This is a genomic window from Pseudomonas sp. D1-36 (assembly GCF_051132205.1).
Classification (GTDB): domain Bacteria; phylum Pseudomonadota; class Gammaproteobacteria; order Pseudomonadales; family Pseudomonadaceae; genus Aquipseudomonas.
The window spans coordinates 4,033,233-4,050,359 of record NZ_CP071674.1 but is presented as its reverse complement, the minus strand read 5'-3'; the positions used below and the strand labels follow the sequence as shown (position 1 = coordinate 4,050,359).

The following is a 17,127-nucleotide window of genomic DNA, read 5'->3' as shown; positions in this document are numbered from 1 at the left end:
CGATCTGCCGGGCGTTGTCTATTGGATTGCGGGAGCTTATGAGCGAGGGTCAGGCACCGTCCTGGAACGCTGCAAACGTTGTCTGCGCCACGCCACGCGATATGGGGGTGGCTTCGTAAGAAACCTGGCCTTGCAGCTGACCCTGGACTGCGTCGCTGTTGCCCCCCGCCCCGGCAAGTCCCCAGGTGACGACCCGTCCGTCGGTCGTCAACGCGGTGAACGCCTGGTTGTTGGCATAAACCGCGCGCACATCGTGCAATTGGCTCGCCACCGCGGCGGTATCGCCCCCCCACGCCGCGAGACCCCAGGCCACGACCGTGCCGTTGGCACGCAGTGCGGCGAAGGCGCCTTGGGTGGAGGTGACTTGCACGATGTCATTGATCCCGATGATATCTGCCGGTACCACTGCGCCATATGTCGTATGGCCCCAGGCTGCCACATGCCCGCTGGCTCGCAACACCGCGTAGGCCCCGAGCGTGGAGGAGATCTGCCTGATGTCGCTCAGCTCGGCGATGTCCCCAGGAACTGTGCCGCCAAGTGCTGGGTTGCCCCAGGCCACGACGTGTCCGTTTTGCCGAAGTGCTGCGAAGGTGCCTTGGGTGGCATCGGCGTTGGCGTCAACCTGAGTGGAAGTAATGTAGGTTATGTCATCCAATATCGTGATCGCGCCTGGAACGCTTCCGCCCCCTGTAGGATATCCCCAGGCGGCCACCCTGCCATTGGTGCGTAGCGCTGCAAAAGCAGCAGCAGAGCTCACGATGTGATCGATATCGTTCAGCGCCGAGATGTCTGACGGGACCGAGCCGCCTGCGGTTGAAACGCCCCAAGCAACAACATGACCATTGGCGCGACGAGCAGCGAATGCCGCGTGATTACCTGTCACTTCAACGATGTCACCAAGGGACGCGATCTCGTCCGGCACAACTCCACCATAGCGACCACTGCCCCAGACAAGCAGATTACCGTTGGACCGGCGCGCTGCGAAGGCGGAAGCATTTGCGCTGACTCCAACGATATCGTTGTAAGGGGCTATCGATGCTGGCAGGTCTCCACCATTGGTCGGATCGCCCCAGGCAACCACATGGCCGTTGGCGCGCAATGCTGCAAAGGCGAAGGCTGAGCCGGCAACTTCGACAATGTCTGTGAAGGTACGGATGGTCGGCGGGATGTCACTGCCGTTCTCTATCCTGCCCCACCCGATCAGGGTGCCTCGGTCACGGCGAGCGGCAAATGCGCTGAAGGGTAGCGGGTGGTCGGTTTCCCGGTCGTTGCCGTTGCTGAAAACGTTGATGGGATTGATACGAATCGAATCGTCGCCACTGCGCACCAACAGCATGCGTGACGGTTGGGTATCCGGGAAGTGGGTTGCATTTACGCTGCCACTGTCCCCCTCATAGCTCCACAGCGCTAGGCGGGGCTGAAGGGTCGTTGGGTCCAGTGCCGCCAGCTGGCGTATGTCCATGCTGGACCAATGCCTGAAGAAAGCGCTACGAGCACCCATGACCAACAGCGCGCCGGGGCCTACCTGCCGCCCGACGTCGTAAATCGACGGTGGCGAGTCTTCGGGCGGGCCGCCTGCGGCGCGGTTGAGGGTGTAGGTCAGGGTAATGGTGCGCCCCTCGTTAGCCTCAACCACCGAGAACGGTACCTTGACCGTCTTGTCCTGGCCTTCCTCACTTGCCGCCACCGAAAACGGGACAGTCCTGCTACCGGCGCCTGCCGCGCCCATCCAGTGGACTTCGCCGTTATCGTTGGCCTTCAATTGGGCTGATGCGTCGATGCGTACGGTTGCGCCGGTGCTGGGTACGTTGGATGGATCGAGGTGATCTCCAGCAGCCTCATCGATTAAAGGTGTGGGAAGTTGTCCCGGTGCTGTTCCGACAACGGTTGCGGTTGCTGTTCTGGAAGAGCCCACCGGGGCGCCATTTCTGGATAGTTTGTAGGATATCTGCACCGTACTGTCTGGAATCACCTTGTCGTTTGGAACCAGAAGGATGCATGCCTTCTTTTGTCCCAGTTCATCCAATTCAACGATGCCCGTCACGGTGAACTCGATATTCTGCTGTCCGGCGATTTTCGCGATATAAGTCGCCTCGATCGTATCCCCTGCTACAAAGCGCGGATCGCTGGTCAGAATAATCACCGATAAAGAATTGGAACCCAGTTTCTCGAGGTCGATAACATGGGGGTCGTCGTTCGCCTCGCTGAGAATTTCCCGTGGAATCGGCTCCGGCAAACGGGCCCCGGCTTGGTCCACGTCCACTGTCTGGACGGCCGACCAAGGGGAATCGAGGTCGGGGCTGTTGTTGAGCTGGTCGTTTACGGTGAAGGAGAATTTGAACTCGGGATGATCAGGGCCCAGGTCGGTACTGGTGATGTCGAAGCACACCCGAGTGGGTACGGACGAACCATGATCCGGCGGCGCAGGGGCCTGGGTCTCGGTCACCACGTAACGCACGTCATTGCCATTGCAGTTGAGTCGAATGACGTCGTGAGCACGGCAATACGGATATTCCACGCACACGGTCGCCCCGGTAAAACCCGGGCCCACACCATTTTTGATTTCGTCCGGCAACAGCAGGACAAGCTCGGAGTGCTCCCTGTCTCCCGGGGTCAAGTCCTCGTTACCTGGGCGGATCCTGTGGTAAAGGATTTCCAGCGGTGGCTCAGAGGTGTCCAGGTTCGTGCTGGCGCGAGTCACGGTGTAGGTCAAGCGATTTACAACGCCAGGCATCAATTTCTGATGAGGAATATGGAGCGTGACGGTGTCGTTCGTACCGGTGGTCTGTTGGCTATCAAGAGCCGTTTCGCCATTTAGATTGATTGAAACGGTGTCGCCAGCCTGCTGCCCCTGATAAGGGTCGACCTCCACTTTGCAACCCATCGGGATTAAATCGTAACTGTGTATGGGCACACCGTAGTGCGCGCGGGCCACAGGGGATGTGGCCAGGGGGAGACGGGGAGGGAAGAGCACCAGTACGGTTTGATCGTCGGTTGGCGTTGAGTCGGACATGAACGGACTCCTATTGCGCGGGCAGTGGGTTGAAATGCTATGAGACCCCGGCTCGCAAAAGTCGGCTACTGTCAGGTCTGACAGGTGCGGACATGTTCTGGACGAGTGGTTGGGCAGGGGGGGGAGATAACGGCACCGGCGCATCGGTCGTGACCAGCATCGACGTCAGCACCACCGCCGGTACCACGCCGAACCAGACCATCGACCTGGCCGGCATCGATCTTGCCAGCCATTACGGGGTGACGACGGGATCGGGTGGAATGATTGGCGGGGCTGATACGGCGACGATCATCAACGGGATGCTGAATGATCATTCGTTGAAGGTGGATAAGGTCTGAGCTGAGCAGAAATGACAACACCCGGCGATCTGCCGGGTGTTGTCTATTGGATTGCGGGAGCTTATGAGCGAGGGTCAGGCATCGTCCTGGAACGCTGCAAACGTTGTCTGCGCCACGCCACGCCACGCGATATGGGGGTGGCCTCGTAAGAAACCTGGCCTTGCAGCTGACCCTGGACTGCGTCGCTGTTGCCGCCCGCCCCGGCAAGTCCCCAGGTGACGACCCGTCCGTCGGTCGTCAACGCGGTGAACGCCTGGTTGTTGGCATAAACCGCGCGCACATCGTGCAATTGGCTCGCCACCGCGGCGGTATCGCCCCCCCCACGCCGGGAGACCCTAGGCCACGATCGTGCCGTTGGCACGCAGTGCGGCGAAGGCGCCTTGGGTGGAGGTTACTTGTACGATGTCATCGATCCCAACGATTGGCGCCGGCACTGTTCTGGATATCCATGGCGAGTTTCCCAGAGAATTAACGGGCGAATACCCGTAGACGTAAGGGCTATCAAACTCCCGACGGGAAGCGCTGGCTACTGTCAGAGTCGACAGGTTTGGGCGGGTTTTGGATGAGCGGCAGGGAGCTGGGAGGGGTGACGTTTTTCGCAGGCTTGGTGGGCGAAGCGTTGAAGCTGGACACGGTTTGAGCTGAGCTGAATAGACAACACCCTGCGCAATGCCGGGTGTTGTCTATTCAGCTACGGGAGGGCTCTGCTGGAACGGGTCATGCTATGAGTTCACGCACCAACAAGTTGAGCACCGATGAGTATTCATATTCCCGCGTGCCGGCGCGCCACAAGGTGTAGCTCACCCTGACACGTCGGCCCATGTTCGGCATGACAAATTCTGTCCCCACCGCGAACCGCACCGGACGGCCTTCGAAGACGTCGGAGACGGTCAATTTGCTGCTGGTACACCCCAACGAATCTTCCCCAAGCCAATAGCACCTAAGAATGTCGTTGCGGGCCATTTGCGGATATTCGATCAGCACGTGAACGACTTCGAACTCTTTGCCAGGGTCGAACACATCCGGCGGGGAGGCCTCTTCCAACCTGGGGCAGGGCAACGTGGCACGCACGGTAGGGGGCAGCCGTTTGGCTGCATGGCGGGCGCGAGGCGATACTTGATTGGCGTAGGAACCGAGTGGGGAGGAAATGTCGGGCATGACCACGCTCCTTGGGGCGACGCTATGGTTGAAGCATGACGAAATGATGACATTGAGCCTCGACCGTGGCGCGCTGGCTACTGTCAAGGTTGACAGGTCGGCAGCGATTCGCGACGAAAGGTGCAGAACCTTTGCGACGCTACGCGACCTTCTGCATCAGGGCCGGCGCAGCGTTTTTTGCCGGAGTATGTAAACCGTCACCAGCACCGCGCTGGTCAGCATGAAGACCCGCGCCCACGGCAATGGCACCAGGTAGCACGAGAGCAGGATGCTTACCCACATCAAGCCGATGGCGTAGACCTTGCCCTTGAGCGGGATGCCGTTGCCGCTGAGGTAGTCGCCGATCCACGGGCCGAGGCGGGGATGTTCCACCAGCCATTGGTAGAAGCGCGGCGAACTGCGAGCGAAACAGGCAGCGGCCAGGAGGAGGAAGGGGGTGGTGGGGAGAACGGGAATGAAGATGCCGATGACCCCCAGCACCACGCTCAGCCAGCCGACGGCCAGCAGAGCGTAACGCAGGATCAGCGGGCGCTTGCCGATAGGGGCGCGCACCCGGTGACTCAGTGGTGGCGAGGCTTGAGAATCGCCGGCTTCTCGTCCGGTGCGTTGCATAGCAGATACAGGGCCGTCAGCGCTTCCGGAATCTGCACGATCATGTCGTCCATCAGGTTCGCGTCCTTGGCAATGTCTTCGAACTCCGGTTGCTCGTCGAACAGGCCGGAACCGACCATGATCGGCAGCAGCATTTCGCTGACTTCTTCCTCGGCGGTTTCGAACCAGGCGGCTTCGCGCAGGAACACGCCTTCCATGAAACCGATGCACCAGCCGCGCAGTTCCGAATCGTCCGGGTCGTCGCCCAGGTCCAGCTCGCACGGCAACTCGAATTCCTCATCGGAAGCCAGTTGACGCGCGATGTGGGCCTTGAGGCCCACCAGCGTGGCTTCGATTTCAGCGCGCTGGGCTTCGTCGGCGTAGTGCGGTTCTTCGGCGAACAGGGCGTCGATCCACTCACGATCGGGCACCGATTCTGCGCAGATCGACAGGGCAGTCAGATAGCCATGAGCGGCCACGTAATCCAGCGCCTCTTCGTGCAGCTCATCGGCGTCGAGGAAGACTTGCAGGCGGGTCAGTTGCTCAGCGAAGGACATTACGGGCTACCTTGGGGAATAAACAATGCGGGAATTCTAGGCCTTCTTGAGCGCCCAGGCCAGCCGCGTGGTGGATTTGCCTCTTCGTTGGCCGGGCATGACTCAATGTCAGGGCGATCTGTGGCAGGTCTGGGCCTGGTCCAACACTCGCCGCTAGCGCCTCTTGTCAGCAACCCCCTTCGCAACGAAGCCCTCGGGTATACTGCCGCGTTTTGTGATGCCCTGCGGCGTCCCGCCGGTTCGAAACGCCCACTTACGATTTGTCGGTGCAGTCTTTTGGATTCTGAACCAGCCTTGCAGGGATGTTTTGGTGATTTTGGAGTTTCTATGCTCGAACAGGCTCAACGCGTTCTCAAGGACATCTTCGGCTACGACAGTTTCCGTGGCCGCCAGGGTGCCATTATTGAGCGCGTGGCCAGCGGTGGCGATGCCCTGGTGCTCATGCCCACCGGCGGTGGCAAGTCCTTGTGTTTCCAGGTGCCCGCGCTGCTGCGCAATGGTCTGGCGGTGGTGGTTTCGCCGCTGATCGCTTTGATGGATGACCAGGTCGCCACGCTTGAAGAGCTGGGTGTCGCCGCCGCATCGCTCAATTCCACCTTGAGCGCCGAGCAGCAGCGGGACCTGGCGGCGCGCATCAAGCGTGGCGAGGTGAAAATGCTGTACCTGGCGCCGGAGCGCCTCGTGCAGCCGCGCATGCTGGCTTTTCTACAGGGCTTGGAAATAGCCCTGTTCGCCATCGACGAAGCTCACTGCGTGTCCCAATGGGGTCATGATTTCCGTCGCGAATACCTGCAGTTGGGACAACTGGCGGAGCTGTTTCCCGATGTACCGCGGATCGCGCTGACGGCCACCGCCGACAAGCGTACCCGTGAAGAAATCATTGAGCGGCTGCATCTGCAAGACGCCGAGCGATTCCTCTCCAGTTTCGACCGCCCGAATATTTTCTATCGCATCGTGCCCAAGGAGCAGCCACGCAAGCAGTTGCTGGCGTTCCTCGCGGAGCGGCGCAGCGACGCGGGCATTGTCTATTGCCTGTCGCGCAAGAAAGTCGAGGAGGTGGCGGCGTTCCTCAGCGAACAAGGTTTCCCGGCATTGCCCTATCATGCGGGGCTACCCAATGACTTGCGGGCCTATCACCAGAAGCGCTTTCTCAACGAAGAAGGCTTGATCATGGTCGCCACCGTGGCGTTCGGCATGGGCATCGACAAGCCCAACGTGCGTTTCGTCGCTCATCTTGACTTGCCCAAGTCCCTCGAGGCCTATTACCAGGAAACCGGGCGTGCCGGTCGTGACGGCTTGCCGGCGGATGCCTGGATGGCCTACGGCCTGCAAGACGTGGTGATGCTCAAGCAGATGCTGCAGAACTCGGAGGGCGATGAACGTCACAAGCGGTTGGAGCAGCACAAGCTCGACGCGATGCTTTCACTGTGCGAAGAAACCCGCTGCCGACGCCAGACCCTGCTCGCCTATTTCGACGAAGACATGCCCCAGCCTTGCGGGCACTGTGACAACTGCGTCGATGGAGTGGAGACCTGGGACGCCACCGAGCCTGCCCGCCAGGCACTCTCGACGATCTATCGCACGGGCCAGCGTTATGGCGTGGGGCATCTGGTCGATGTGCTGCTGGGCAAGGACAACGAGAAAGTCCGTGGCTTCGGTCATCAGCACTTGTCAGTGTTTGGCGTGGGCAAGGCCCGCAGCGAAAGCGAATGGCGGTCATTGTTCCGGCAACTGGTGGCCCGCGGGCTGGTGGACATCGACCTGGAAGGCTACGGCGGCTTACGCCTGAGCCCGAGTTGCCGCCCCTTGCTCAAGGGTGAGGTCACCCTGGAGCTGCGCCGCGACCTCAAGCCCGCGACAGCGGTCAAGAGCAGCAAGAGCCAGGCCAGCCAACTGGTGCGCGGCGAAGAGCGCGATCAGTGGGAAGCCTTGCGCGCCCTGCGTCGCAAGCTGGCCGAGGAACACGGTGTACCGCCGTATGTCATCTTTCCCGATTCCACTTTGCTGGAAATGCTCCGCAGCCAACCGACTTCCCTGGCGGAAATGGCCCGGGTCAGTGGTGTCGGCGCGCGCAAGCTGGAGCGTTATGGCGAGGCCTTCCTCCAGGTGTTGGGAGGCGAAGCCGAGACACCGCCAGCGGTGGCCGATGTACGCCACGAACTCATCACCTTGGCTCGAGCCGGCATGACCCCGCTGCAGATTGCCGGACAGTTGCAATGCTCGGAAAAGAACGTCTACACGATGCTGGCCGAGGCCATTGGCGAGCAACAACTGTCCCTGGAGCAGGCGCTGGATCTGCCTGAAGAATTGATGGGCGAGGTTCAGGATGCGTTTCTCGATGGGGAGGGCGAGTTGCCTCCCGTATCGGAAGTTGCCGCGTTGTTTGTAGGACGTGTCCCAGAAGGAGTTTTGTATTGCGTCAGGGCTGCATTGCAATCGGAATTTGAAGTCTGATCAGCCAGTTACATTCCTTTAACGATTCACTACAGTGCGAGCCTTGCCTGAACCTCAAGCTCATGCTTAGCTGACTAATAATTAGTATTTCTCTATTTCAGATTTGATGAGTTTTTTATGCCTTTGACCGATCAACACCGTTTTGGCATGCAGTTGGCGCAAATGTCCCGAGGCTGGCGCGCCGAACTGGATCGTCGTCTCGCCGGACTGGGCCTGTCCCAGGCGCGCTGGCTGGTGCTGCTGCACCTGGCCCGTTTCGAGCAGGCGCCGACCCAACGCGAGTTGGCCCAGAGTGTCGCCGTCGAAGGCCCGACCCTGGCCCGCTTGCTCGATAGCCTGGAAACCCAGGGGCTGGTGCAACGCCAAGCCGTGGCCGAAGACCGTCGGGCCAAGAAAATCGTGCTGTGCGCCCCGGCGTTACCGCTGATCGAACAAATCGAAACCATTGCCACGCAGTTGCGCCGGGAGTTGTTCGAGGGCGTCGATGAAGCGGACATGCGGGTTTGCATGCGGGTTCACGGCACGATCCTGGCCAACCTTGAAAAATCCTGAGGCATATCCCTGGCATCCGACTTTTGAGATTCGACGGTTAGCGAACTATAACCAGTACTAAGCGATCGTATTGGAAGCGTTTCGCATAGGTCGTTGATCAAAGGGATACCCATGCTTGAAAGTTTGCAGTCCACGTTGCGCAGTTGGATCAACGTGTCGGTCGTCGTGGGTGTCCTGGGATTTCCAGCCCTGGCGTCGGCGCTGGGGCTGGGTGAGATCACGCTCCATTCCGCCCTGAACCAGCCGTTGCGCGCCGATATCGCCTTGGTTGACGCGGCGGGCCTCAGCGAGGGCGACCTGTCCGCCAGCCTGGCGGGGGCGGAGGATTTCAGTCGTGCGGGCGTGGAGCGGGTATTCTTCCTCAATAATTTGCGCTTTACCCCCGTGCTGCGTGGCGGGCGCAGTTTCATTCGGGTGACGTCCAGCAAACCGGTGGAGGAGCCGTTTCTCAACTTTCTGGTGCAGCTCAATCAGCCCAACGGGCGTTTGTTGCGAGAATACACCGTGTTGATCGATCCACCGGGCGCGCCCGGCATAGCTCCGTCTGTTGATGAGCCTTCCGCCCCGGCCGAAACAAAGGCAGCCATCAAGCCGCCTCCGGCCACACAGGGCAAACGCTACACCGTGGTGCAGGGCGACAACCCTTGGATCATCGCCAAGCGCCTGCACGATGCGGGCAGCAATGCATCGGTCAATGAACTGATGCAGGGGATTGAGGCCTTGAACCCCGGCAGCGAGCGACTTTCCATCGGCCAACGCTTGTTGCTTCCCGATTCGGCCGTCTTGCCTGCTCCAGCCCAAAGTCCTGTCAGCCCGGCTCCCGCCGCGCCCGACAACAATGCCGAGCAATTGGCAGCCAGTGTGCTGCAAGGCCAGCAGCAACAGCAGACCATCGAACAACTACAAGCCAGGATCCAGGCTCAGGACCAGGAAATCGCCGCTCAACGCCAGCAGATCAGCGATCTCCAGGCGCAACTGACCCAGGCATCGTCACCTGAGATCACCTCGGAACTTGCTCCGGAACCTGCCGAATCAACCGAACCCGCCGAAGCCTCGCCGATGGACGAGACAGCACCAGCGACGCAAACCGAAGGCGTCGACTGGTTGTGGGTAGGGGGATTGGTGGGGCTGGTTGGGTTGCTTGCGCTTTTGCTGTTCCTTCGTCACCGTCAACAACGGGAAGTGACAAGGCCTGTGCCATTGGCCGAGCGTCCGGACCTGGCCCTGGATGACGACACCGAAACCTATGCCGAGAGTGCCGACAAAGAGCATCCCGAGGTCGCCTCGTCGTTCAACAATGGCGATGCGCCTTTGGGAGACGTGCTCGAGGGCGTTGGGATCTACCTGACGTATGGCCGTTTCACTGAAGCCGCGGGGCTGCTGCGCGCGGCACTGCTGGCCGAGCCGGACCGTACCGACCTGGGCCTGAAGTTGCTGGATGTATTGGGCAAGCAGGGCGATGTGATCGGCTTCCAGGCCCAGGAGAGCCATTTATCGGCCCAGGGCGTCGATCGCCAGGCACTGGAAGACGTCCGCAAGCGTTACCCCAGGGTGACCCTCGTTAATGCTGCGACGCAAACGCCGACAGAACTCCAGGCACCAGTGCCCGCGCCGAAACCTGTGGCCGCGCCCAGCGATGAGTTCGAGTTGAACCTGGATGGACTTTCCCTGGAGAACAGCTGGGACCTGGCCGATGACCAACGGGCATCCCCAGAGCCCCCAAAACCGCCGGCCGCTGCCGCCGATACGCTGACCCTATCGGGCTTCGATGAGACGGACCTGCAATGGGGCGCGCCGTTGGAAACGGAGTCGTTGGACGATGATTTCCTCGATGGGTTTGCCGATGAGGAGCAAGCGCTGGAGTTGGAGCCAGCGCCCGTTGAACCCGAATTCGAATCCCTCTCCCTCGAACCTGTCTCCTTCGAACCGCACACATCGGAGCACTCGGAGAAACTTGAAGAAGCCCAGAATTGCATCGACGAGGGCGATCTGAAGAGCGCCATCACGTTGCTGGAGGAGCTGCTGCAAGAGGGCGATGAACCGCTCAGGGAAACCGCCCGGGTTTTGCTCGCCGGGATTCGCTGAGACGATTGCAAGGCCGACGGGAATCCCGTGTGGGGGCGAGCCTGCTCGGGATGACAGTTGTGTATTCACAACCAGTGCTAGCCGGTCTACCGCATTCGGGAGCTGGCTCGCTCCCACAAGGTAGGGGCTGTGTTCTTTAGAACGTCTGCCCCAGGTTCAAATACACCGCCTGCTCATCGTCGTCATTTACGCCATAGCTGAAGTTCAAGGGGCCCAGCGGCGTGTCGAAACCCAGGAAAATACTGGCGGCGTTGATGTAGCCACTGTCGAACTCGTTGTCGTTGTTCCAGGACCGACCACGCTCCAGCGAGCCGCCGATATACAGCGGGAAATCCAACGGCAGGTAGGCCCGAGGCGTGAGCCTGCGGTAATACACGGCGCGCATCAGGCTCATGTTCTGGCCGGATATCCCGTCCTCGCGAAAGCCTGATAATTGCCGAGCGCCGCCGAGGACAAAACTGGAGGTCACTACTTCGGCGGTATCGAGGGTGCGGCCGTAGCGACCACCCAGGATGAACGTGTCCGGGCCGCTGCTCAGGGCCTTGTCCAGTTTGAATTCCCATTGGCGGTAGCGCTGGTCCGAACCCAGGCCCGGTTCGTACTGACGCCAGGACAAACCGATGTCTTCGCCTTCGTGGGGGAAGTACACGTTGTCCAGGGAGTCGAAGGAATACTTGAGCTCGTAAAAGCCCTCATTGAAATTCTCGCTGGGCTGGTCGTGGTCGCCGATGCGCACGTCGGCCTTGCCCCAGGCCTGGCCCACACCGAAGCGGATCTCCCCGCTGTTGCCGATCTGGCGACCCAGGTTCAGACCAAAGCCATAGCGCTCGACCCTGTACTGGGCCACCGGATCGTTGTCGAGGATCGAATCGACGTTGCGCGATTCGAACCGTCCATAGGGCGCGACGAAGTAGCGCGAGCCGACATCCAGCGGTTGGTAGAACTCGCTGTACAGCTCCTGTTTGTCGCCGATCTGCGCCCGGGTCAGCCATTCCGCACCCAGTCGATTGATACCGTTGACCCGATAGCTGGCGCCAAGGTTGAAGGCGCTGTCGCCGCGCATGTCGTCCGACAGGCTCAGGCCCACGCGCAGGTAATCGGTGCCGGTGCGTCTGCCCCGGGCATTGATCACCAGCGTGTTGTCCGCGCCCTTGTGTACGACGCGGTATTGCACCTGCTCGAAATAATCCAGGCCGTACAGCGTGCCCATGTCGGTTTGCAGGCGCCCCAGATCCAGCGGCTCGCCGATCTTCTGGCGAATGTAATAGCGGATCACGTCGTCACCGACTTTCGAATCGTTTTCCACCCGGATCGCGGTGATGACCGGGGTGCGCTCGCTCGGGGTGCGCGCCGCCAGCAGTTCGGCGTCGGCCGGCTCGGCGGGACGCAAGTGCGCCAGGCGCGTTTGGAGTATCCGTGTGGCGCGGTAACCGGCATCGACTATTTCCTGCGCTCGTCCGAAGTCGGTGGAACCGAAGCTTGCCAGGGCCGGTTGGATCAACACGTCATCTTTCCCCAAGGTGGCCAATTGCTCTTCGGAGTTGCGCCGGGTCATGAGCGTCGTTGACTGATTCAACACGTCCACCACCGTGACCAGTTGCTTACGGGTGCGCAGTGGGGTGCCGATATCAACGACGATGGCCACGTCCACCCCCATTTCTCGAGCCACATCCAAAGGGATGTTGTCGGTCATGCCACCGTCCACCAGAAGGCGGCCGTCCAGCTCCACCGGCGCAAACACGGCCGGGATCGACATGCTGGCGCGGATGACCTTGGGCAGGTGGCCCTTGCGAAACACGACTTTTTCACCGGTGGCAATGTCGGTCGCCACGGCGCGGAAGGGGATTGGCAGTTTGTCGAAGTCCCGGGTATCACTGGCGTGGGCCAGGAGGCTTTCGAGCAGCAGGGCCAGGTTCTGTCCCTGGATCACTCCCAGCGGCAGGCCGAGGCTGCCGTCGTCGCGAAAGCTCAGTTTCTGCTTGACCAGGAAATCCCGGTCATCCTGCTTGCGCCTGAAGGGTACGTCCTTGCGCGGCGGGGCATCGGACAGGGCTTGTTGCCAATCAATGCCCAGGGCGAGTTTTTCCAGCTCGTCGATCTTGTAGCCCGAGGCATAGAGGCCGCCGATCACCGCGCCCATGCTGGTGCCGGCGATGGCGTCGATCTTGATGCCTTGTTCCTCCAGGGCCTTGAGCACGCCGATGTGGGCCAGCCCACGGGCCGCGCCGCCGGACAGTACCAGGCCGATCTTCGGGCGCGATGTTTCGACGGCGGGCTCGTTGGCCTGGCCGAGCAGGGGCAATAGCAAAAGTAGCAGGCAAGGCAGCAGGCGGCGCATCGTCAATTCCGGGTAGGCAATCAAAGGCGAGTAGTATAACGACGCCTTTGCAACCAGGAGTTGATCCCATGACCGCGCAGAAACCGGAAATCGTCATCACTTATTGCACACAGTGCCAATGGCTGCTGCGTGCCGCCTGGTTGGCCCAGGAACTGCTAAGCACGTTCGGCGACGACCTCGGCAAGGTGTCCCTGGTGCCAGGCACCGGTGGGGTTTTCCACATTGGCTGCGATGGTACCCAGATCTGGGAGCGCAAGGCGGATGGAGGTTTTCCCGAGGCCAAGGTGCTCAAGCAGCGGGTCCGCGACCAGATCGACCCGGAGCGCGACCTGGGGCACAACGACAGAATCCAGTGACCGGGCTCAGTGAGACGGGGCCTGGGCGCCGGCGCTGGATTTCTTTGTGCCGTCCAGCTGGCTCGACACCACGATCGCAACGATGATCAGCGCGCCACCGAGCAACATGCGCAGGGTCGGGTCTTCGTCGAACAGCAGCCAGGCGATGGTGATGCCGTAGACCGGCTCCATGGCGAACACCACCGCGGCGGTGCGGGCCTTGATCACCGCGAGGCTGGCGACGAACAGGCTATGGGCCAGGCCGGTGCAGAACACCCCGAGCAGGCCGATCCACAACCAGTCGAGCGGACGAACGTCGGCCAATTGCGGCGCGGCCATTGGCAACAGGCAGAGTCCGACCACGACGTTCTGGCACAGCGCGGCCTGCACCGGGGGCACGTGTCCTGAACCGGCGCGATTGGTCAGTGATAACAACGAGAACAACAGCCCCGAGGCCACCGCCCAGAGCAGCCCGGTGGTAGCGCCGCTCGCCAGGTCGAAGGTTGGCGTGACCAACACCAGGCCGACGCTCACCAGCACCACCAAGAGGATTTCGTTGGCGCGGATGCGCTCGCGGAAAATCAGCCCTTCAAGCAGCACCGTAAAGGCCGGAAAACTGGCGAATCCCAGGGTGGCGATCGCAACGCCGGCGACTTTCACCGAAATGAAAAAACTCACCCAGTGCCCGGTGAGCAACAGCCCGCCGAGCAGCAACCTGCGCAGGTCCCGGCCCCGCAGCTTTTCCCAGCGGGTAGGGCTGGCGAACCGGGCAAACGCCGCCAGCGCCAGCACGGCGAACACCGCGCGACCAAACACGATGACGGCCGGCGAGGCTGCGGCGAGCTTACCGAACACGCCGGTGAGGCCGAACATGAGTGCGCCGATGTGCAGGGCGCCGAGGGCGGTACGGGGTGTCATTGCAATCCTTGTTCAACGGTGGGACGTTCGGCTATTAAGCCCGCTGCCAAGCGCCTTCGTCTGTCGCGATCCTAGCGATTTTTAGCGCGAGACTAGCGCGGTTGCCGGAGCTTGCCCGGCGGGACGCCGAATTCGCGCTGCACGGCTGCGGCAAAAGCGCTTTGCGAGCTGTAGCCAACGCGATGGGCGATCTCGCCGATCGCCAACTGCGAGTCACGCAGCAGCTCAAGTGCCTTGTGCAAGCGGCGGCTGCGGATGTATTCCATCGGTGTCTGGCCGCATTCGGCGACGAAACGGGCATGCAGGCGAGCACTGGAAAGCCCTGCGACTTGCGCCAGGTCCGCTACCTGTAGCGGATAAGCGGCATATTGGTCGATGTGAGCGTTGAGCGCCGCGTAGGGCAGGCGCCGGCCACCGGTGGTTTCCAAACGCCCGCCGTTGAGGCTGGCCAGCAACAGTACCGCGCCTTGCTGTGCAATCACCGGGTCGTCCATCGGGCTGCCCGCCAACCAACTGACCAGTTGGCTTTGCCCCGCATCCAGGGGCAGGCGGGTGTTGTTGTCGAGTAATCGGCGGCTGGCATCGGCATGGTCGCCCAGGCATTGCCCGATCCATTCATCATCCGGCACGTCCAGCACCAGGCAACGGCTGCCCCGTGGGCTGCCGCACGCATGATGAGCACCGGCCGGTACCACCACGAAACTCTGCTGCACCACCTGGCTGCCACGCCCTTCGACTTCGAAGTCCAGCGCGCCAGACAACCCGAACACCAGTTGCGCGTGGTCGTGGCTGTGGACAATCAGATCGTGGCTGTAGTGGCGTAGCGTGAGGATCGGTCTCATCGCAGTCTCCCTTGTCAGGCGGCCAGTCTACACCGAGGGCGCGGCGCCCCGCGCTGTCATGTAATCGACTTATTGCTGTCACGGAGCATTAACCGCTCGGGTGCACTGTGGTGAAAACGATCAGAGGGTTGCCCCCATGACCAGCGCCGAGCTCGCCAGGCCCAGCCGCAAGCAACGTGTACGCACCCTGTGGATTTCCGATGTGCACCTGGGCACTCGGGATTGCCAGGCCGAACACCTGTCGCACTTCCTCAAGGGCTACCACGCCGACAAGGTCTATCTGGTGGGCGATATCATCGACGGCTGGAAACTGCGCAGCGGCATGTATTGGCCCCAGGCCCATACCAATGTCATTCGCCGCCTGCTGACCATGAGCAAGCGCGGCACCGAGGTGATCTATGTCACCGGCAACCATGACGAATTCCTGCGGCGTTATTCGAAGCTGATACTGGGCAATATCCAGTTGGTGGACGAAGCGGTGCACGTCACCGCCGACGGCCGGCACCTGCTGGTGATCCATGGCGATCAGTTCGATGTCATTACCCGTTACCACCGTTGGTTGGCGTTCCTTGGGGATTGGGCCTACGAATTCACCCTGACGCTGAACCGTTGGCTCAACCATTGGCGGGCCCGTTACGGCTACGGCTATTGGTCGCTGTCGGCGTACCTCAAGCACAAGGTCAAGACCGCCGTCAGTTTTATCAGCGATTTCGAAGAAGCCATCGCCCATGAATGCGTGAAGCGTGAATTGCACGGGGTGGTTTGCGGGCACATCCACCATGCCGAGATTCGCAAGGTGGGCGAGGTGGAATACCTTAACTGCGGCGACTGGGTCGAATCCTGCACGGCGCTGATCGAACATTGGGATGGGACGATCGAGCTGTATCGGTTGGCGGACGCCCAGGCGCGGGAGGCGCTGCTCAAGGCTGAATTGAAAGTGGCTGAGCCTGCCTAGAGCGCCGGCCTGTCTATCCACCCACTTAGAACCTGTGGTTGCGTCTGCAAGAATTCAGGGCTGTTCGGCCATCGCCGCCTTGTAGATGGATTGCTTCGGCGCGGCGAACACCCTTTCCAGCATCGGCTCGAAGAAGCTCAACGGCAGCGTGTCGTATTCGGGATCGAACGCCGCGGCGTCGTATTTCGCACAGAAGTCGATGGTCGCCTGGTACTGAGGATGTTCGCAGAATTGCTCGCGCAAATGCCGGTCCATGCCCAAATGATGGAAAAAGTAGTAGCCCTGGAAAATCCCGTGTTTTTCCACCATCCACAGGTTTTCGGCGCTGACGAACGGCTTGAGGATCGCCGCGGCGATGTCCGGGTGATTGTAGGTGCCCAACGTATCGCCGATGTCATGAAGCAGGGCGCAGACCACGTACTCCTCGTCCCGCCCGTCGCGGTAGGCGCGCGTGGCGGTTTGCAGGGAATGGGTCATGCGATCCACCGGGAACCCGCCAAAATCGCCGTCGAGCAATTTCAAATGAGCGAGAACCCGACTCGGCAGCTGCCGCGCATAGGCGCTGAAGTCGGCCGCGATGATCGCCCAGTCTTCCTGGGTCCCGTCCTGCATGTGGGTGAAGCGTGCGTGAGAATTCATCGACAGCCCTCCTAGAACGCGACTTTGCCCAGCAGCATGTCGCGGTACATGACAAAGTCACCGAGCAGGCTGTAAAGGGGATGTTGGAAAGTGGCAGGACGGTTTTTCTCGAAGAAAAAATGCCCGACCCAGGCGAAACCGTAGCCCGCCACCGGCAGGGCGACCCACAGCCACCAGGCACCGACCACCAGCGCCGTGGCGAAAACCAGCAGGACCAGGGAGGTGCCGATGAAGTGCAAGCGTCGGCAGGTGCTGTTGCGGTGTTCGCTGAGGTAGTACGGATAAAACTCGGCGAAGGTGTTGAATCGTTTAGTGTTTTCCAAGACTGCGGGCTCTTTGGTTATTGTTCTGG

The 17,127-nt window shown here is 61.1% G+C and carries 14 protein-coding genes and 1 pseudogene; 6 read left to right on the top strand and 9 right to left on the bottom strand.

Translation table 11 applies throughout. The annotated features are described in order from the left end of the window. Positions 1–49 precede the first annotated feature (49 nt). Positions 50–3,013, bottom strand: a complete 2,964-nt coding sequence (locus J3P76_RS17945) for a hypothetical protein (RefSeq protein ID WP_434610216.1) — start codon at positions 3,011–3,013, stop codon at positions 50–52. A 131-nt stretch (positions 3,014–3,144) separates the two neighbouring features. Here J3P76_RS17945 and J3P76_RS17940 point away from each other — a divergent pair. Further along, positions 3,145–3,351, top strand: a pseudogene (locus J3P76_RS17940) (type I secretion C-terminal target domain-containing protein); the annotation flags it as partial. A gap of 717 nt (positions 3,352–4,068) precedes the next feature. Here the strand turns inward: J3P76_RS17940 and J3P76_RS17935 are convergent. From J3P76_RS17935 to J3P76_RS17925, 3 genes are all read right to left on the bottom strand, one after another. Next, positions 4,069–4,509: a hypothetical protein gene (locus J3P76_RS17935; RefSeq protein WP_434610218.1), complete on the bottom strand. Its 441-nt coding sequence runs from the start codon at positions 4,507–4,509 to the stop codon at positions 4,069–4,071. A 156-nt stretch (positions 4,510–4,665) separates the two neighbouring features. Then, the gene (locus J3P76_RS17930) at positions 4,666–5,061 is read right to left on the bottom strand and encodes a YbaN family protein (protein WP_434562943.1); all 396 of its coding nucleotides are present in this window, start codon (positions 5,059–5,061) and stop codon (positions 4,666–4,668) included. 8 nt (positions 5,062–5,069) lie between these two features. Next, on the bottom strand, positions 5,070–5,657 hold the full coding sequence (locus J3P76_RS17925; RefSeq protein ID WP_420767418.1) for a UPF0149 family protein: 588 nt from the start codon (positions 5,655–5,657) through the stop codon (positions 5,070–5,072). Between the two features lie 327 nt (positions 5,658–5,984). Here J3P76_RS17925 and recQ point away from each other — a divergent pair, with 327 nt between their 5' ends. The 3 genes from recQ (at position 5,985) to J3P76_RS17910 (ending at position 10,748) form a co-directional block, all read left to right on the top strand. Further along, the gene (gene recQ / locus J3P76_RS17920; RefSeq protein WP_434650288.1) at positions 5,985–8,111 is read left to right on the top strand and encodes a DNA helicase RecQ; all 2,127 of its coding nucleotides are present in this window, start codon (positions 5,985–5,987) and stop codon (positions 8,109–8,111) included. A 117-nt stretch (positions 8,112–8,228) separates the two neighbouring features. Further along, on the top strand, positions 8,229–8,663 hold the full coding sequence (locus J3P76_RS17915; RefSeq protein WP_003199001.1) for a MarR family transcriptional regulator: 435 nt from the start codon (positions 8,229–8,231) through the stop codon (positions 8,661–8,663). A gap of 111 nt (positions 8,664–8,774) precedes the next feature. Beyond that, positions 8,775–10,748 carry a FimV/HubP family polar landmark protein gene (locus J3P76_RS17910; RefSeq protein WP_434701059.1) on the top strand — a complete coding sequence of 658 codons (1,974 nt, stop codon included), beginning with the start codon at positions 8,775–8,777 and terminating at the stop codon, positions 10,746–10,748. A 136-nt stretch (positions 10,749–10,884) separates the two neighbouring features. On the opposite strand, the gene J3P76_RS17905 is transcribed toward J3P76_RS17910, so the two are convergent. Beyond that, positions 10,885–13,086 (bottom strand): patatin-like phospholipase family protein, encoded by a 2,202-nt coding sequence (locus J3P76_RS17905; protein ID WP_434701058.1) that lies wholly within the window; start codon positions 13,084–13,086, stop codon positions 10,885–10,887. A gap of 68 nt (positions 13,087–13,154) precedes the next feature. Between J3P76_RS17905 and J3P76_RS17900 the strand changes: the two genes are divergently transcribed. Continuing rightward, positions 13,155–13,442, top strand: a complete 288-nt coding sequence (locus tag J3P76_RS17900) for a SelT/SelW/SelH family protein (RefSeq protein WP_420767414.1) — start codon at positions 13,155–13,157, stop codon at positions 13,440–13,442. 6 nt (positions 13,443–13,448) lie between these two features. Here J3P76_RS17900 and J3P76_RS17895 read toward each other — a convergent pair whose 3' ends face one another. Both J3P76_RS17895 and J3P76_RS17890 read right to left on the bottom strand, forming a co-directional pair. Continuing rightward, the gene (locus J3P76_RS17895; protein ID WP_420767413.1) at positions 13,449–14,339 is read right to left on the bottom strand and encodes a DMT family transporter; all 891 of its coding nucleotides are present in this window, start codon (positions 14,337–14,339) and stop codon (positions 13,449–13,451) included. Positions 14,340–14,431: 92 nt separating this feature from the next. Next, a complete protein-coding gene (locus tag J3P76_RS17890) occupies positions 14,432–15,181 on the bottom strand; it encodes an AraC family transcriptional regulator (RefSeq protein ID WP_434701057.1) in 750 nt (249 codons plus the stop codon). 136 nt (positions 15,182–15,317) lie between these two features. Here J3P76_RS17890 and J3P76_RS17885 point away from each other — a divergent pair, with 136 nt between their 5' ends. Then, on the top strand, positions 15,318–16,136 hold the full coding sequence (locus J3P76_RS17885) for a UDP-2,3-diacylglucosamine diphosphatase (RefSeq protein ID WP_420767411.1): 819 nt from the start codon (positions 15,318–15,320) through the stop codon (positions 16,134–16,136). Positions 16,137–16,190: 54 nt separating this feature from the next. Here the strand turns inward: J3P76_RS17885 and J3P76_RS17880 are convergent, their stop codons facing one another. Then, entirely contained in the window at positions 16,191–16,775 is a 585-nt protein-coding gene (locus J3P76_RS17880; RefSeq protein WP_434562953.1) for an HD domain-containing protein, read from the bottom strand. Between the two features lie 11 nt (positions 16,776–16,786). After that, positions 16,787–17,098 carry an Mpo1-like protein gene (locus J3P76_RS17875; RefSeq protein ID WP_420767409.1) on the bottom strand — a complete coding sequence of 104 codons (312 nt, stop codon included), beginning with the start codon at positions 17,096–17,098 and terminating at the stop codon, positions 16,787–16,789. Positions 17,099–17,127: the final 29 nt, after the last annotated feature.

What these genes read in the sequence shown, in the direction of transcription:
- J3P76_RS17905 (WP_434701058.1), bottom strand. Translation starts at nt 13,086, where the DNA reads ATGCGCCGCCTGCTGCCTTGCCTGCTACTTTTGCTATTGCCCCTGCTC.
- recQ (WP_434650288.1), top strand. Translation starts at nt 5,985, where the DNA reads ATGCTCGAACAGGCTCAACGCGTTCTCAAGGACATCTTCGGCTACGAC.
- J3P76_RS17895 (WP_420767413.1), bottom strand. Translation starts at nt 14,339, where the DNA reads ATGACACCCCGTACCGCCCTCGGCGCCCTGCACATCGGCGCACTCATG.
- J3P76_RS17880 (WP_434562953.1), bottom strand. Translation starts at nt 16,775, where the DNA reads ATGAATTCTCACGCACGCTTCACCCACATGCAGGACGGGACCCAGGAA.
- J3P76_RS17890 (WP_434701057.1), bottom strand. Translation starts at nt 15,181, where the DNA reads ATGAGACCGATCCTCACGCTACGCCACTACAGCCACGATCTGATTGTC.
- J3P76_RS17935 (WP_434610218.1), bottom strand. Translation starts at nt 4,509, where the DNA reads ATGCCCGACATTTCCTCCCCACTCGGTTCCTACGCCAATCAAGTATCG.
- J3P76_RS17915 (WP_003199001.1), top strand. Translation starts at nt 8,229, where the DNA reads ATGCCTTTGACCGATCAACACCGTTTTGGCATGCAGTTGGCGCAAATG.
- J3P76_RS17900 (WP_420767414.1), top strand. Translation starts at nt 13,155, where the DNA reads ATGACCGCGCAGAAACCGGAAATCGTCATCACTTATTGCACACAGTGC.
- J3P76_RS17945 (WP_434610216.1), bottom strand. Translation starts at nt 3,013, where the DNA reads ATGTCCGACTCAACGCCAACCGACGATCAAACCGTACTGGTGCTCTTC.
- J3P76_RS17925 (WP_420767418.1), bottom strand. Translation starts at nt 5,657, where the DNA reads ATGTCCTTCGCTGAGCAACTGACCCGCCTGCAAGTCTTCCTCGACGCC.
- J3P76_RS17910 (WP_434701059.1), top strand. Translation starts at nt 8,775, where the DNA reads ATGCTTGAAAGTTTGCAGTCCACGTTGCGCAGTTGGATCAACGTGTCG.
- J3P76_RS17885 (WP_420767411.1), top strand. Translation starts at nt 15,318, where the DNA reads ATGACCAGCGCCGAGCTCGCCAGGCCCAGCCGCAAGCAACGTGTACGC.